Source organism: Streptomyces sp. UW30, assembly GCF_008042075.1.
Taxonomy (GTDB): Bacteria; Actinomycetota; Actinomycetes; order Streptomycetales; family Streptomycetaceae; genus Streptomyces.
Window position 1 is genome coordinate 87,931 of the sequence record NZ_RDBN01000049.1, and the last position, 15,627, is coordinate 103,557.

General features: G+C 71.3%; 13 protein-coding genes. 7 read left to right on the forward strand and 6 right to left on the reverse strand.

The window, feature by feature from the left end; genetic code table 11:
• Positions 1-57 precede the first annotated feature (57 nt).
• The 3 genes from EAO75_RS33540 to EAO75_RS33550 all read left to right on the forward strand — a co-directional run bounded on the left by EAO75_RS33540 (position 58) and on the right by EAO75_RS33550 (position 2,941).
• Entirely contained in the window at positions 58-1,224 is a 1,167-nt protein-coding gene (locus EAO75_RS33540; protein WP_147998930.1) for a DSD1 family PLP-dependent enzyme, read from the forward strand.
• Positions 1,225-1,389: 165 nt separating this feature from the next.
• Complete coding sequence (locus EAO75_RS33545) at positions 1,390-1,611, forward strand: hypothetical protein (protein WP_147998931.1); 222 nt, start codon at positions 1,390-1,392, stop codon at positions 1,609-1,611.
• Positions 1,612-2,167: 556 nt separating this feature from the next.
• Positions 2,168-2,941 carry a polysaccharide deacetylase family protein gene (locus EAO75_RS33550; RefSeq protein WP_147998932.1) on the forward strand — a complete coding sequence of 258 codons (774 nt, stop codon included), beginning with the start codon at positions 2,168-2,170 and terminating at the stop codon, positions 2,939-2,941.
• A gap of 103 nt (positions 2,942-3,044) precedes the next feature.
• Here the strand turns inward: EAO75_RS33550 and EAO75_RS33555 are convergent, their stop codons facing one another.
• The gene (locus tag EAO75_RS33555) at positions 3,045-6,386 is read right to left on the reverse strand and encodes a S8 family peptidase (protein WP_147998933.1); all 3,342 of its coding nucleotides are present in this window, start codon (positions 6,384-6,386) and stop codon (positions 3,045-3,047) included.
• A 279-nt stretch (positions 6,387-6,665) separates the two neighbouring features.
• On the opposite strand from EAO75_RS33555, the gene EAO75_RS33560 reads away from it, so the two are divergent.
• Entirely contained in the window at positions 6,666-6,983 is a 318-nt protein-coding gene (locus EAO75_RS33560) for a hypothetical protein (protein ID WP_147998934.1), read from the forward strand.
• 77 nt (positions 6,984-7,060) lie between these two features.
• Here the strand turns inward: EAO75_RS33560 and EAO75_RS33565 are convergent, their stop codons facing one another.
• Genes EAO75_RS33565 through EAO75_RS33585 form a run of 5 tightly spaced genes read right to left on the reverse strand, consistent with a single transcriptional unit; the run spans position 7,061 to position 12,714 of the window.
• Entirely contained in the window at positions 7,061-7,681 is a 621-nt protein-coding gene (locus tag EAO75_RS33565) for a hypothetical protein (protein ID WP_261989533.1), read from the reverse strand.
• On the reverse strand, positions 7,678-9,156 hold the full coding sequence (locus EAO75_RS33570) for a sensor histidine kinase (RefSeq protein ID WP_187284687.1): 1,479 nt from the start codon (positions 9,154-9,156) through the stop codon (positions 7,678-7,680). The genes EAO75_RS33565 and EAO75_RS33570 overlap by 4 nt, the downstream gene beginning before the upstream one ends.
• Positions 9,153-9,836: a response regulator transcription factor gene (locus EAO75_RS33575; protein ID WP_147998936.1), complete on the reverse strand. Its 684-nt coding sequence runs from the start codon at positions 9,834-9,836 to the stop codon at positions 9,153-9,155. Before EAO75_RS33575 ends, EAO75_RS33570 begins: the two co-directional genes overlap by 4 nt.
• 23 nt (positions 9,837-9,859) lie before the next feature.
• On the reverse strand, positions 9,860-11,506 hold the full coding sequence (gene murJ, locus EAO75_RS33580) for a murein biosynthesis integral membrane protein MurJ (protein WP_147998937.1): 1,647 nt from the start codon (positions 11,504-11,506) through the stop codon (positions 9,860-9,862).
• Complete coding sequence (locus EAO75_RS33585) at positions 11,503-12,714, reverse strand: lipid II:glycine glycyltransferase FemX (RefSeq protein WP_147998938.1); 1,212 nt, start codon at positions 12,712-12,714, stop codon at positions 11,503-11,505. Before EAO75_RS33585 ends, murJ begins: the two co-directional genes overlap by 4 nt.
• A 218-nt stretch (positions 12,715-12,932) precedes the next feature.
• On the opposite strand from EAO75_RS33585, the gene EAO75_RS33590 reads away from it, so the two are divergent.
• The 3 genes from EAO75_RS33590 (at position 12,933) to EAO75_RS33600 (ending at position 15,615) form a co-directional block, all read left to right on the forward strand.
• On the forward strand, positions 12,933-14,147 hold the full coding sequence (locus EAO75_RS33590) for an Ig-like domain-containing protein (protein ID WP_147998939.1): 1,215 nt from the start codon (positions 12,933-12,935) through the stop codon (positions 14,145-14,147).
• A 92-nt stretch (positions 14,148-14,239) separates the two neighbouring features.
• Entirely contained in the window at positions 14,240-14,800 is a 561-nt protein-coding gene (locus EAO75_RS33595; protein ID WP_147998940.1) for an RNA polymerase sigma factor, read from the forward strand.
• Positions 14,797-15,615 carry a zf-HC2 domain-containing protein gene (locus tag EAO75_RS33600; protein WP_147998941.1) on the forward strand — a complete coding sequence of 273 codons (819 nt, stop codon included), beginning with the start codon at positions 14,797-14,799 and terminating at the stop codon, positions 15,613-15,615. The genes EAO75_RS33595 and EAO75_RS33600 overlap by 4 nt, the downstream gene beginning before the upstream one ends.
• Positions 15,616-15,627 lie beyond the last annotated feature (12 nt).

Sequence of the window (15,627 nt, forward strand, 5' to 3'; positions counted from 1 at the left end):
GTACCTCCCGCACATCGGCCTCGGCCCGGCCTCTCTCAAGAACACGGAAGTCGCCCTGTGAACAGCACCCCGCCCGCCCCCGCACGGACCCTGGCCGATCCCGACACCCCGTTCGCCGTCGTCGACGTACACAAGGCCCGGCGCAACATCGAGCGCCTCGCGGTCAGGGCCGACCGGCTCGGCGTCGCCCTGCGCCCGCACGTCAAGACGGCCAAGAGCCTCGACGTCGCCGCCCTCCTGCACGGCGGCACACCCTGCCCCGTCACCGTCTCCACCCTCGCCGAGGCCGAGGCGTTCGCCGACGGCGGCTACACCGACATCACGTACGCCGTCGGCATCGACCCCCACAAGCTGCCCCGCGTGATCGCCCTCCTGCGCCGCGGGGTCACCCTGCGCATCATCCTGGACAGCACCGAGCAGGCGGCATGCGTCGCGGAAGCCGCCCGCGCGGCCGGCCTCGGCATCCCCACCCAGATCGAGATCGACTGCGACGGCCACCGCGGCGGCGTCAGGACCGACGCCCCCGCACTCGTCGACATCGGCCGCACCCTGCACGACGCCGGCTGCCTGGACGGCGTCCTGGTCCACGCGGGCGAGTCCTACTTCGCCCACACCCCCGAAGAGCAGCGGCTGGCCGCGCGGAACGAACGCGACACCGCCGTCGCTGCCGCCGGGAAGCTGCGCGCGGCCGGACTGCCGGTGCACACCGTCAGCGTCGGCTCGACCCCCACCGCGCACGCCGTCGAGGACCTCACCGGCGTCACCGAGCTGCGCGCCGGCAACTACGTCTTCTTCGACCTGGTCATGGCCGGACTGGGCGTCTGCCGGATCGACGACCTCGCTCTGTCGGTCGTCGTCACCGTCATCGGCCACCGCCCCGAGTACGGCTGGATCCTCACCGACGGCGGCTGGATGGCCATGTCCCGTGACCGCGGCACCGCGGGCCAGCCCCAGGACCAGGGCTACGGCCTGGTCACCGACCTGCGCGGGAATCTCGTCGAGGGCCTGGTGATGAGCGCCGCGAGCCAGGAACACGGCACTCTCACCGTGCGCGACGGCGCCGTCCTGCCCGACCTGCCCGTCGGCACCCGCCTGCGCATCCTGCCCAACCACGCGTGCGCGACCGCGGCCCAGCACCGGGGCTACCACGTCATCGACAGCACCCGGCCGGCGCACGACGCGCCCGCCGTCCAGGCCGTCTGGGGCCGGGTCAGCGGCTGGTGATCAGGCACGGACCGCAGAAGGCCCAGGTCAGAGACCTGGGCCTTTCTCTCTGTCCAGAGGGATCAGGTCTCGCTTCCGGACCGATCTCGCAAAGCGGTTGTTGCAGTTCGGATCTGTGCCGACGACCACAGCGAACGGGACCGCCCTTGGCGCATACTGGGGGCAATGACAAAGCCAGCTGCTCCGAAGCGCCATCTGCCTACCAGCCCCTTCAAGGCCCCGGTCACCCCGGCTCCCAAGCACTTCGCCGTGGGCGACCAGGTCACACACGACATGTACGGTCTCGGCCGGGTCATCGGCATCGAGGACGGAATCGCGGCACTCGTGGATTTCGGCTCGTCGCAGATGCGGATCCTGAGCCCGTACTCCAAGATGACCAAGCTGTAGGACCGCTGTGCCCGGTCACGGCACACCAGGTCCCCTTCAGGGACCTGTAGTGAAAGAGAGACTCTCATCGATCTGACGTCGCTGTTCTCCGCCCTGGAAGGGCAAACCCGCAGCTCCACCGCGGCATCGCCGCCTCCGGCGACGAACCCCTTCCAGGCTCCGGACTTCGGGGAGGACGAGACCTTCCCGCTCGACGACGCGCAGGAGCCCACCTCGGGCATGCGTGCGGCGCGCCCCGAGGCGGCCTAGCTCCCAGCAGTCCCGGTGGTTTCGACAGCCGGCGCCTTGTGCCTGACCTTCCCGTAAGCAGGCCACCCACCAACACAGTTGGAGGCGTCCGCCTGCCCTCAGCCGGCACCGTGCGCGCCCGGCCTTCGATGCCCGAGGCCCTCGTCACCCCGAACCGTGGCCGGTGTCGGCCGAGTTGTCCGCGAACGCCCCCGAGATTGTCCGTGATCGGTAACGGACGGATCCCGTGGCCGCCGTTCCTCGTCCTGCCAGATGGTCGCGAGGCGACCGGGGACCGGCGAGGAACTGCGCGGAAGCGGGGGCGGACATGGCACGGCACGGTGGCGGGCGGGGCTGGTACGGCAAGCTGATCGGGGCGGCGCTCGGGGTGACGGTGCTCGCCACCGGTGCCTCGGTGTGGACCGCGCAGGCCAGTCTCGCGGGCGACTCGTCGCCGAAGGCGACCGCGTCGGCCAAGCCGGCCAGTGACGTCAAGGCGGTCGCAGAAACCATCGTGCACGCCTCGGACAAGGGGACGCGCGGCGTCAACATCACCATCGACGACGGCCCCGACCCCGTGTGGACCCCTCAAGTCCTCGACGTGCTGCGGGAGTACGGGGTGAAGGCCACGTTCTGCATGGTGGGGACGCAGGCGCAGGCCCACCCGGACCTCGTGAAGAAGGTGGTCGCGGCCGGGCACCTGCTGTGCAACCACTCGGTGTCGCACGACACCACCATGGACAAGCAGTCCGAGGCCTACCAGTCCCAGCAGATACTCGACGCCGAACGCATGATCACCGAGGCGTCCGGGGGCGTACGGCCGGTGTACTACCGGGCGCCCGGCGGGGCCTTCACCCCTTACAGCCGCAAGCTCGCCGCTTCCCGCGGGATGCGCCCGCTGGGCTGGAACGTGGACACCAAGGACTTCGAGCGGCCGGGCACGGACGCCATCGTCGCCACCGTCGAGCGGGAGCTGCCGAACGGGCCGACGCTCCTCTTCCACGACGCGGGCGGCGACCGTTCCCAGACCGTCGAGGCCCTGCGCCGGATCCTGCCCCGGCTCAAGGAGCAGGGCTACTCCTGCGGCTTCCCGGTGCGTTGAGCCGACGCGAGCGGACGCGGATCCGGCCTGGTTCCCGCAAGTGCGGGGACCAGGCCGGTGTGTTGTGGCGGCGCCGGGTGGCGGTCACCGTCGTGGGGTCACCTCACGGGGCGAGCCGGTAGGCGTTCGTGATCGTCTCGCGCACCGTGTTGCCGCCTCTGTCCTTCAGGTCCACCCGGAAGGTCGCGGCCCTGGCGGTCGCCGGGTGCTTCACGCTCACCGAGCGCGCCCCCTTCGCGTCGGTCGTCACGGTGAGCGGCTTCCAGGTCCGGCCGCCGTCGTAGGAGACCTTCACGGTCAGCGCGGCGACCTGCCCGGCCGCGGCGGCCGCGCCGCTCAGCTTCAGCGGCACCGTGAGCGTGCTGCCCGCCGGAGCCGTCCCCTGCAGGCTCAGCTTCGGCGCGAGTCGCACCGTGGACAGGGGCAGCCTGGCCGTGCCGTCCGACGCCGGCCGGGCCGAGCTGAACGTCCACACCCCTGCCACCTTCGTGCTGGTGGAGGTGTCCTCGGCGGAGCGGCTCGCCTCGACCGTCAGGCGGTACGCGGCTGACGCGGCGGGAACCTCGGCGCCCACCCAGTCCGTGGCCGGGCCCTCGGCGAGGATCCGCCCGCCGGATTCCAGCCGGGCGAAGCCGCCGGTGACGATCGAGGAACCCGGGTTGCCGCTGCCGTCGTTGAACAGCGGGATCCTGGCGCTGATGTAGTCGCCGGTCCGCTCGGCGCCCTGCTCCTGCGGGCTCCCCGCCGCGAGATCGGGGCCGACCACACCGGTGTTGAACCTCAGCGTGTGGCTGGAGCCCGGCTTGTAGGTCACCAACTCCTTTGTGTACAGCATGCGTACCTCACTGCCGGCGTTGAGCTGCGCGGCCGTCCAGGACCAGCGCACGCCGGCCGTGCTGAGGTAGTGCGTGGTGGCCTGCGGCAGCTTCTGCTCCTGCGGCTCCGATGCGTCGATGGTCATCCCGCGTTCGTCCATCGGCCTGATGGCGACCTGTCCCTTGGCCCCGGTGACGGACGCGCCGAACCCGAGCTTCACCTCTGCCACATCGGCCCGGGTGAGGGTGCGGGTCAGGCCGGTGAAGAAGCTCCCCTTGCGGTTGAAGGCGAGCCGGTAGTCGACGTTCCTGCCGGCCGCGCCGGGCGTCTTCCACACCCCGCTGAACTGGGCCCGCATCGTGTCGGAGGCCGGGCCGAGGGCGGCGGTGCGCATCGGCGGCACGCCGTTGGTGGACCAGGTGTTGCTCACGCCCAGGGCCTCGTCGTAGTAACCGACGGTCGAGGTGACGAGCTTGGCGGCCGGATCCGGGGCCTTCACGGCGAACGGCTTCGCCTTGCGGGAGTCGAGGGTGACCGTGACGTTCCCGGTCACCCTCAGAACCGGCTGGACGAAGAAGCCCACTTCGTTGTCCTCGGCGAAGACCAGGCTCTCCAGCTGGTAGGAGCCCTTGCGCAGCCGCTGGACCACCGTGCCGTTCGCGCTGTACGGGAGCTCGACGTACTTCCCGCCCACGTCCGCGGGGTTGATCGTCGTCGCGTAGGCGGGCGGGTTCGCCCCGTCGGCGTCGATGTGCCGCACCGTGACGTCGTACGACTCCGCCTCCCGCTCGACCACCAGACCGGTGCGCACCTCCTGGCCGTCTCCCGACGCCAGGACGGTGCCGCCGAAGACGCCGTCGACGGTGCCCTCGCGCGTGTCGGCGGTGACGGTGGTCTTCGCGGTGCCGCCGGCCGGAACGGTGAGCTGGGCGTCCTTGACGGTGAACATGCCGGCCGGGGCCGGGCGGCCCGCGGGGTCGACCCCGGAGGCGCTCAGCCGCAGCGTGACGGCCTGGGTGCCGTAGTTGCGGTAGGTGAGGGTCTTGGCGGCCGGCTTGTCGTCGGCGTGCGGCCAGGCATGCAAGCCGAAGCCGAGGGAGCCGGGCTCGGAGACGACCGTCGCCGTGGCGGCGCGCTCCAGGTCCACCCGGCCGGCGCCCTGCTGATGGGCGTTCAGCAGCGGGTTCGGCTTGGCCGAACCGGTCAGGAGCGCCTTCAGCCGGGCTCCGCTCCAGTCCGGGTGCTGCTGGAGCACCAGGGCGGCGGCGCCCGCGACGTGCGGGGAGGCCATCGACGTGCCGGACTGCGCGATGTAGTCCTCGCCCGAAGGCTCCTCGCTCTGCGTGGTCAGGGCGGCGGTGATGTCCACGCCGGGGCCGGTGATGTCCGGCTTGGGCGTGCCGTCGAGGTTCGGGCCGCGGCTGGAGAAGTCGGCGATGGCGTTGTGCTTGTCCACGGCGCCGACGGTGAGGGCCGCGGGGGCGCTGCCAGGCGAGCCGATCGTGCGGGGCCCGTCGCCCTCGTTGCCCGCGGCCACCACGAACAGGGCCTTGCCGGAGAGCCGGGCGATGGCCGCCTCCATCGGGTCGACACCCGGCGTGTCGGGCGAGCCCAGACTCATGTTGACGACCTGCGCGCCCTGGTCGACGGCCCACTGCATGCCGGCGACGATGTTCGAGATGCCTCCGAAGCCGTCATCGCCCAGGACCTTGCCGTCCAGCAGCTTCACGTCGGGCGCCACCCCCTTGAAGCGGCCGCCGGACTTCGCACCGCTCCCGGCGAGGATGGACGCCACGTGCGTACCGTGCCCGAAGCGGTCCTTGACGACGGGGGACTCGCTGAAGTTCTTCTGCGCCGTCTCGACGCCCTTGAGGTCCGGGTGGGTCTCGTCCACGCCCGTGTCCAGGACCGCGACCTTGATGCCCTTGCCGGTGTAGCCCGACCTCCACATGGCGGGCGCGCCGATCTGCGGCACGCTCTCGGCCAGGGTGGCCCGGACCTTCGCGTCCAGCCAGACATGGGCGACCGGCCCGCCTGACGTGCGGGCCGAAGAGCGACCTGTGACGGCCGCCCACAGTGCCGGCACACCGGCCTTGGGCGCCTCGAAGGCCTCGCCGCCGACCGCGGGCAGCGTACGGCGCTCCCGGACGGGCACGCCCGCGAACGGGTCGCCGGCGGCGGTGAAGTCCCTTGCTCCGGTGCCGTCTTGCCGGTATCCGACGATCAGCGGCAGCGTGGTGCGGTGCGCGTCGTCGTACCCGTCCTTGACCAACTGTGCGACGTCGAAGAGCTGCCGGTCGAGCACGCCGTCGACGACCAGGCGCAGGGCGTCCTGCGGGACGACGTATGTGTGGCCGGCCTCGCGCCGCACCGAGAAGCCGATCCCCTCGCGGCTCTTGCCGCGCACGAGCCGAACCACCCGACCGTCGGAGCCGACGACCACGCGGTCGCCGCTGATCAGCGTGACGGTCGCGGTCGGCTTCGCCTTCGCCGGGGCCTTCGCCCCGCCATCCGCGGCGGCGCCGGCGGCTTGCGCCGGCTGCCCCCCGGCCGATACCGCTCCCGTGACCAGCGCCCCTGCCATCACGGCGGCCAATGCCGCCGTTCTCGCGCGTGCTGTGGATCCCACTCGCGTTCCCCCGCCCTCGTGTGCATGCCAACACGTTTCTCCGGTATCACGCACGTGGGAGGCGTTCGGTTCTCGGCGAAAGCGTCGACATCGTTCATTTTCAATCCGGTCCGCCCGGAACAATCCCCTCCGGGCTCTCCCGGCACCTTCTATCCGCTCAACGTGTGAGACGCAGGTACTTCAGAGGTCACAGCTCAAATGCGCGCGTAGCAACGTGTCCATGAATGGGCATCCGGGTAGGCCCAGAGTTGCAGGCCGCACGGGATATCGGGAGGGGAATTGGCTCAAGTCAAGGGAAGTCATTTGGATGGCTGGACGATAAAGTTCACCACCAAAGAAACGCTGGATATCGCGGACGCCACGAACATGACAGGCGTAGCAGCGGGGTTCATTCCCGATCCAACTCTTTCGAAAATAGTTGCAGCATGCCTCACGTTGAGTGGGATCCTGCTTCGCAGGGCAGTTCGGGACGGATACAAACTGAAGGTCAAAGTCAAACCACATTCCATTCCGAGTCGATGGCCTCCGAGTGCAGAAGAGCTGCTCGATTTCATGACCGGCCCGCTGAAGCCCAGGGTCAAACCGTCGCTCTACTAAAGCGTCAGGTCGCACAAGGTGGAGACGGGCCGGCGAGTCGGCCATGGCTCGTTCGGACGGTGGGAGGTGATGCCGTCTCAGCCGCTCGTGCCGGGCGGCGGTGTGGTCCGTGTGCGGACCTCGGGTTCCGCGGATGCGTTACCGGTGCTGCCGGGGGCGAGTGGGCAGGTGTCGGACCTCGATGCTCCGTCCTGGCCCGTCAGCTGCACGACGACCTTGCCGTCGGCGTCCTGACTGTAGGCGATCGTGCAGGTCAGCTGACGTAGAGCCGTGCTGTCCAGCCCCTTCAGGGCGAGGGGCAGGCGGGTCGTGACCCTGCCGTTCGAGGAGGGCTCGACCTTGACGGTTCCACCGGGGCGGGCGGCGGGGAGGGCAGTGCTCAGGCCGGCGGCTCGGTCTTCCTTCCCCGGGCCGGCGAGCAACGCCAGGACGACCTTCTCCGTCGGCACCGGGCCGGCCGTGTCGGCGGACCCGTTCGAGGGCTCGGTCGTCCGGATCACGGCGCTCAGCCCTGCGTCGGGGGAACGGAAGAAGAGCAGCATGTCGTAGTCGCGGTTGAGGAAGGCCTGGAAGCTGGCGGGACCGCCCGCCTCGATGACGTCGGTCTCCTGGATACCGCAGCCGCCGAGGAGCGGTGCCGTCGCCGCGACGGTGAGGGCGACGGCCGCCGCACGTCGGCGCGTCCGCGCAACGCTCATCCGCCGGCCTCCTCCGCATGGAGCGGTATCTCGACGGTGAAGACGGCGCCGCCCCCGGGCAGGTTCCCCGCGCGGATCGTCCCGCCGTGCAGCTTCACGTTCTCCAGGGTGATCGCCAGTCCCAGGCCACTGCCCGCCGAGCGGGTGCGGGCCGCGTCGGCCTTGTAGAAGCGATCGAAGATGTGCGGGAGCACGGCGGGCTGAATTCCGGGGCCGTTGTCCGCGACCTCCGTGATCAGCAGGCTGGGGGTGGCCGGGGAGCGGGCCTCGGTGCGCAGGCGTACCGTGACCGGCTCGCTGCCGTGGCGCAGGGCGTTGCCGACGAGGTTGGCGATCACGATGTCGAAGCGGCGCGGGTCGAGCCGGGCGCGGATGCCGTCGGGGAGTTCGACACGGACCCGGCTGTCGGTCCAGTGCCGATTCTGCAGCGTCTTGCGAATGGCCTCGGCCACGTCCACCTCGTCGGCGTTCAGTTCGGCCGCGCGGGCGTCGAAGCGGGAGATCTCGATCAGGTCCTCGACGAGCACGGCGAGCTTGCCAGTCTCCGCGCTGACCAGCCGGACCGCGCGGGCGGTGTCGGCGTCCAGGTGATCCGCGTCCTCGTCGAGGACCTCGGTGACGGCGAGCATTCCGGCGAGGGGGGTGCGCAGTTCGTGCGAGACGTCGGAGGCGAAGCGGCGGGCGCGGGCCTCGGCCTCGCGCAGTTCCCGTACGGACTGTTCGAGTTGGCCCGCGGATTCGTTGAAGGTACGTGCCAGGTCCGCCAGTTCGTCGCTGCCGCGCACCGCGATCCGGGTGTCGAGTCTGCCGCTGCCCATGCTCCGGGCCGCCTGGCGCAGTTCCCGCACCGGGCGCAGCACGCTGCGTGCGGCGATCAGGCCGGGTATCAGCGCGATGGCGAGGCCGGGCAGGGCGCCGTCCCGGCCGGCCATGAGGAGGGCGTCGACGTTGACCTGCTCGTCGGTCATCCGCATGACGGCGTACAGGACGAGCCCGCTCGGCAGCACGCTGTCGGGGCTGGTCTTGAAGACCATGGGCATGGCGATGGTCAGGTAGGGAACGCCGTCCTTGACGACCCGTTCGAAGCTGCCGTGGGGGTTGGCCCGTGCGGCCCGGCGCAGTTCGGGTGTGATGACGGTGGAGACGGGGTTCTCGCCCGAGGAGGCGCGGACGGAGCCGTACTCGGCGAACACCACCCAGGGATGCGGCTTGCCCTTGCGGGCGATGTCACGCAGGACCGACTCCAGGTCCTCCCCTCCCTGCACGGGCAGCCCGAAGGCTGTCTGCTGCACCTGGTCACGGAACGACGTGACCGCCGTGTCCTGGGCCGTCTCCAGCAGCGCGGTGCGGGCCTCACGGTAGGTCAGCGCGGCCGTGGTGCCGGCGCTGACGGCGGCGACCAGCAGGAAGGCGAACAACAATCGCGTACGCAGCCCGAACGCCCTGAAGCGCGACCGTTGGGAACCGGCGGTCACAGCGGCCCGAAGCGGTAGCCGAAGCCCCGCAAGGTCTGGACGTAGCGGGGGCTGCCGACCTCGTCCTCGATCTTGCCGCGCAGACGGGCGACGCACGCGTCGACCAGCCGGGCGTCGGCGTGGTAGCTGTGATCCCAGACGTGCTCCAGCAGTTGCTGCCTGCTGAACACCTGCTCAGGGGCGCCGGAGAGATGCAGCAGGAGCTTGAGCTCCGAGGGGGCGAGCGCGAGCGGGCGGCCGGCTTTGGTGACGGTCAGTCCGACCCGGTCGATGGCGAGTTCGCCGTGGAACTCGATGGCCTGTCGGCCCGCGCCGCCGTCGTCCAGGCGGCGCAGTACGGCCCGGATCCGGGCCTCGATCACCTCGGTGCGGGCGGGCTTGACGATGTAGTCGTCGGCGCCCGCTTCGAGGCCGATGACCACGTCGAAGTCGTCGCCGCGCGCGGTGAGCATGATGATCGGCAGCTGGCTGTGCTCGCGGACCTGGCGGCAGACCTGCACGCCGTTCATTCCGGGCAGCATCAGGTCCAACAGCATCAGATCGGGGCGGAACTCGGCCATCGCGGCCAGGCCGGCCTCGCCGGTCGCGGCCGCCCGTACCTCGTGGCCGCGGCGGCGCAGACCGAGTTCGACCCCCTCGCGTACGGAGGGGTCGTCCTCGATGAGGAGCACGCGGGGCATCGGTGGTTCTCCCTCGATGATGGTCAGGTCCGGGTCCGGGTCCATCGCCGGCGTACTCCGGAGAGCAGCGCGTCGAGTTCGGCGAGCCGCAGCGGACGGGCGAGCAGGGCGAAGGTGACGATGACGGCGATGGCGCCGGCAACCGTGGAGACCACCGCCCCCGCCGGTGCGGTTCCCAGGACCGCGAAGTGGCCCAGCACGGTGGCCGGGACGGCGGCCACCACCAGCCGCACATGGGCGCCGACCGCGGACGAGCGCAGGGGGCGTTCGACGGCGAGCCGGCGGCTCAGCACCAGGCCGGTCAGCGCCCAGCCCGCGCACAGCGCCAGCGAGTACGCCGCCGCCATGCCCGTCACGGCCCAACGGGCCGGCAGCAGGTGCGCGGCGGCCAGGGACAGTCCCGCGTTGAGGGCGACGATCACGAGGTTGAGCAGGAACGGCGTACGGGTGTCGGAGAGCGCGTAGAAGGCGCGGGACAGGACGTACTGGCCGGACAGGGCGATGAGTCCCGGCGCGAAGGCCATCAGGATCCCGGCCATGGCGGCCGTGTCGTCGGCGCTGGTCCTGCCGTATCCGAAGACGAGGGTCATCACCGGCTGGGCCAGGGCGAACAGCGCGCAGGCGGCGGGTACGACGGCCGAGGCGCTGACGCGCAGGGCGTGGGAGACGTCGCGCCGCACGGCCGCGGTGTCCCCGTCGGCGGCGGCCGCGCTCATCCGGGGCATCAGCGCGGTCACCACGGAGACCGTGATGATGCCGTGCGGTACGACCCACAGGGCATAGGCGTTGTTGTACGCGCCGTATCCGGGGCCGCCGTCGAGGCCCGCGGTGGTGGCCAGCCGGGTGGTGACCCAGTAGGCGGCCTGGTTGGCCAGGACCAGCAGCACCAGCCAGCCGGCCGCGCGCAGCGGGCGGGTCAGTCCGCTGCCGCGCCAGTCGAAGCGGGGCCGCCAGCGGAAGCGGGCCGCGCGCAGCGCGGGGACGAGGGCGAGTGCCTGGGCGGCGATACCGGCGGTCGTGCCCCAGCCGAGCACGGCGGTCTCGGTCGCGGTGAGCGTGTCCCCGCCGCCCATGGCCAGCGCCAGGTACAGGCCGAAGACGGTCATGACGACGAGGTTGTTGAGGACGGGCGCCCACATCATCGCGCCGAACCGGCCACGGGCGTTGAGCACCTGCCCGAGCAGCGTGAACAGTCCGAGGAAGAAGATCTGCGGCAGGCAGTAGCGGGCGAACGCGGTCGTCATGGCCGCCTGTTCGCCGGTGTAGTCGGTGTACGCGTCGACGATCGAGGGGGCCGCCCACACCGCGGTCGCGGTGATCGCCAGCAGGGCGACGACGCAGACGGTGACGAGCCGGTCGGTGTACGCGGCGCCGCCGTCGTCGTGCTCCTTGGCGGCCTTGACCAGCTCGGGCACGAAGACGGCGTTCAGCGCGCCGCCGAGGAGCAGCACGTAGACGATGGTGGGCAGGGCGTTGCCGACCGCGTAGCCGTCGGCGGTCGGCCCGATGGTGCCCAGCGCTGCCGCGACCACGGCGGAGCGGGCGAAACCGGTGGCCCTGGAGACAATGGATCCGGCGGCCATGACGGCACTGCCGCGGGCAGCGTTCGTCGCTTTCGGGCTGTCCGTGCCGGCCGGCTTGGTCGGTGTCGCCGGCGTCGTCTGCTTCATCGGCGGTTCAAGTACGCCTGGAAGGCGCGGTAAAGCGTGTGGTTGGCGCTGCCGCCCAAGGGTTTCTCCCATTCCCCCAACGTCTCGACGACCTGTCCCCCGGTGCCGAGCTTCCACCGCAGCAGTCCGTACGCACGTTCGTCTGGATCGAGTGTGGAGGGTACCCCGCGCATGTCGTACACGTCGGCGCCGAGCGCGTGGGCGTCCTGCAACATCCGCCACTGCAGGGCGTTGGAGGGGCGGACCTCGCGGCGGTGGTCGGCCGAGGCGCCGGTCTGGTACCAGGCCCGGCGGCCCACCGTGATCATCGTGTGGGCGGCGAGGATCTCTCCTCGGTGCCGGGCGAGGTACAGCTTCATCCGGCCCGGTTCCTCGGCGTTGAGCGCCGCGTACTGACGCTCGTAGTAGGCGAGGGAACGGCCGAGCCGGAACCCGTCGCGTCGCTCGGTGATGCCGAGCAGCCGGTAGAACTCCGGGAGTTCGGCCGCGCTGCCCACCACCACCTCCACGCCCTCCTTCTGGGATCGGCGGACATTGCGTCGCCACTCCTGGTTGAGCCCGGACCACAGGTCCTCGGTGGTGCGTCCGGCGAGCGGCACGTGGAAGACGTGGCGGGGCTGGGCGTCCCCGTCCCCTCCTGTCCCCTCCCCTCCGGCTCCGTCACCACCGCAGCGGTGCCAGCCCCGGGCCCGCAGCCGCTCGGCGACGGCGGTGCCGAGCGGGTCGACCTCACTGGCGAGGACGTCACCCAGGCGTCGGCCCGGGCCGGTGAGCGGCTTGAGCAGGGCGGCGTCCCAGCGCCGGTAGGCGGGCGACGGGCCTATGCGTACGGCGAAGGCGCCCGCGCGCCGCAGGTGTTCCAGCAGCGGACCGAGCCAGCCGTCGACGTCGGGGTCGCTCCAGTCGGCGACGGGCCCTTCGGGGAGGTAGGCGAAGTACTTGCGGGTGCCGGGGAACTGCCGCAGCAGCACCAGGGCCACGCCCGTCAGCCGGCCTGCCTCGGGATCCGGCCCCCAGCCGAGCAGTTGGGAGCGCCAGCCCTCCTTGACCTCTGCCCAGGACGGGCACTGAAGGAATCCGGCGCCGAGAGCCGCACCGGCGGGGGTCGCGAGGAAGGCGCGGTAGGTCTGAGCGGTGATGGTTCGCAGGGCCACGTCCCGGTTCCGTGCCTGGGGCACGCGGCTGGGCGGCACGAGCAGCGCTGACACAGTCTGAGCCTCTCCTTCTCCCCGGGCCTGTCGCGGGGACACAAAGGAGATTCACAGCGGCCCATGACCGCTCCGTCCGGCGAATGTGACCGGACCATGACCGTTCCTCACCAGTCGCCGTCACATCGCTCCGGAGCGGCTGACCTCGGGTTTTCCGGCTCTACAGTCACGACATCGCCGACTCACCCACCCCGCAGTCGCCCTTCCCGGAGGTCCCGTTGTCGCGCACACGTGTACTCGCCCATGCCCGCGTCCGGGCCGTCGTCGTGACCGCCGCCACGGCCGCCCTGCTGGCGCCGCTCGCCGCCTGCTCGTCGAGCGGCTCCCCCAGCGCACCGGACAACAAGGTGAAGCCGAGCGCCGACGACCGCCCTGTCACGGTCACCGTCTCGCCCAGCGGAGAACGGGTTCCGGCGGGCGAGCCTGTGAAGGTCACGGCCGCGGGCGGCACACTCACCTCGGTGACCGTCACCGACACCGAGGGCCACCGGCTCACCGGCAAGGTCGCCGCCGACGGGCGCTCGTGGGTCTCCGACCGCAAGACCGTACCCGGCGCGTCGTACGAGGTGACGGCGGCGACCCGGACCGCGGGCGCAGCCGCCGGGACCAGCAAGGCCGCCTTCTCCACGGCTGAGGCAGCCAAGGTCAACAAGGTCGACTGGCGACCGGGCGCCGGCGCCACCGTCGGCGTCGCCCAGCCGATCTCCCTGGTCTTCGACCATCCGGTCAAGAACAAGGCCGAGGTCGAGAAGCAGCTCAAGATCACCACCTCGAACGACACCGAGGGCTCCTGGGGCTGGATGCGCGACTGGTCGGGCCTGGACCGGGTGGACTGGCGGCCCAGGACGTACTGGAAGCCCGGAACCAAGGTCACGCTGAAGGCCGAGTTGAACGGCACCGACTCGGGCGCGGACGGCGGCTGGTTCGTACGCGACTACACGACCACCTTCACCATCGGCGCCCGGCAGATCGTCAAGGTGGACCTCGACAGCCACCAGCTCGCCCTCGTCCGTGACGGCGAGACGGTCCGGCGCATACCGGTCTCCGGCGGCACGCCCGGCGGCGACAAGCGCTCCTGGCGCGGAACCGCCGTCCTCATGGCCAAGGAGGGCACGATCAACATGAACTCCGAGACCGTGGGCCTGGCCGACGCCTACGACAAGATGGTCGACTACTCGATGCGGCTGACCTGGTCGGGCATGTACGCGCACGCCGCCCCGTGGAACGCCCGCTACTTCGGCAACACCAACCACAGTTCCGGATGCATAGGGATGAGCGACGCGAACGCGGCCTGGTTCTACGGGCAGGTGCGGCCGGGCGACCCGTTCGAGATCACCGGCAAGGACACCAAGGGCGTGGTCGCGCCCGGGAACGGGTTCGGGGCGTGGAATGTCTCGTGGAGCGAGTGGCAGCAGAAGAGCGCGCTGCGCTGAGCCATGTGACGCCGAGACATGTGACGCCGAGACATGTGACGGGGATCACGTAAAGGGGAAAACCGGCGGTCCGGGCCCGGCGTCTAGCGGGTGTGAGATCAGTCAGGAAGGCACCGGGCGAGCTCGACGAGGAGCGTCTCGTCCAGCTCGTTGCCACGGGTGACCGCGCGGCGTTCGAGGAGCTGTACCGGCGCACCGCGCCGTGGATGGCGGTGCGGCTGCGCCGGCGCTGTGCCGACGAGCAGATCGTCGCCGAGGTCATGCAGGAGACGTATCTGGCGGTGTGGCGCGCGGCGGGCGCGTTCGCGGGGGCCTCGGTGGGCGGGACGGCCGTCGGGTGGCTGTGGACGATCGCGGCGCGCCGCCTCGTCGACGCCTTCCGGCGCAGGGCCCACCATGCCGAGCCGCCGCCGGCCGCCGCCCTCGCCGACGCGGCGCCCGCCGCCGAGGACGAGGCGCTCGCGGTGACCGTCGGCGGGGACGTCGGTGACGCGCTGCGGCATCTGGCACCGGAACTCAGGCAGGTACTGCAGGCCATGGTCCTCGACGGGCTGTCCGTCCGGGAGACCGCTCTCCTGCTCGGGCTGCCCGAGGGCACGGTCAAGACCCGTGCCCGCCGGGCCCGGATCGCGATGCGGAGGGCGCTGACATGAGCGTGGAGCACGCGTCGATGCGGATCATCGACGGTTACGCGCGCGGCGGCACGGACCTCGCCGCCGACGAGGTGTGGGCCGTCGAGGCCCATCTGGAGGTGTGCCGGGTCTGCCGGGACCGGCTGTCGGCCGCCGTCGCGGCGCAGACGCCGGCCGTCACGGCACTGGTCGACACCGTGTGGTCCGGCCTCGAACCCCAACTGGCCGCCGGCACACCGGTGTCGCGCCGACGGCACCGGTCGGCGCGGCTGTCGAGCTGGCTGACGCCCACGATGGTGCCGTGGCTGGGCATGGTCGTGAGCGTGACACTGCTCGCGCTGCTGCTCGACCTGGTCGACATCGACTCCGGCGAGGTGTCGCTGGTGCTGCTGTTCGCCCCGGTCCTGCCGGTGCTCGGCGTCGCGGCATCGTGGTCGCGCGGTCTCGACCCGGCGTACGAGCTGACGGCGTCGGTGCCCAGGGCCGGGCTCCAGCTGGTGCTGCGGCGCACAGCGTCCGTGCTCGCCGTGGTCGTTCCCGCGCTGCTGGTGGCCGGCTGGGTGACGGGGGTGACGGCCGCTCAATGGCTGCTGCCCTGTCTGGCCTTCACCTCCACGACCCTGGCGCTCGGCGGTGTCGTCGGTGTGACCCGCGCCGCGGTCGTGCTGGCCGCCGTATGGGCCGCCGTGGTCGTGGCGCCGACCCTGGCCACCAGCCGTACGACCTTCGCCCTGCAGGCGGTCGGCCTGCCCGTGTGGGGGCTGATCCTCACGCTCGGCATCGGTGTCGTGATCGCCCGCAGGGGCGCGTACTCCGTGCTGGGAACCCACCGTTGACCACCGGAAAGG